The organism is Desulfopila sp. IMCC35006 (assembly GCF_005116645.1).
Lineage (GTDB): Bacteria > Desulfobacterota > Desulfobulbia > Desulfobulbales > Desulfocapsaceae > Desulforhopalus_A.
In genome coordinates this window covers 1-225 of sequence record NZ_SWCM01000094.1, presented here as the reverse complement: position 1 = coordinate 225, position 225 = coordinate 1, and the positions used below count along the sequence as shown (strand labels likewise).

Genomic DNA, 225 nt, shown 5'->3' with positions numbered 1-225 from the left:
ATACTCTTAGTGTTGCTATTGCGCAGCTTTAGCAACGCTTAGAGGATCTTATCCCCAAAGTGCGACTGAAAGGAGACCTTTAGGGACGAAATCTATTATATACTCGGGCTGGGGAAATAAAGTAATATTCCCCGACCCCAAACAAATTGATACAGATTTTACGGCGGTCATAGCAAAGAGGATCCACCCGTTCCCATTCCGAACACGGAAGTTAAGCTCTTTAGC

General features: G+C 44.4%; 1 rRNA gene. It reads left to right on the top strand.

Annotated features, from left to right (window positions below):
• Positions 1-159 precede the first annotated feature (159 nt).
• Positions 160-225, top strand: a 5S ribosomal RNA gene (gene rrf, locus FCL47_RS24275); the annotation flags it as partial.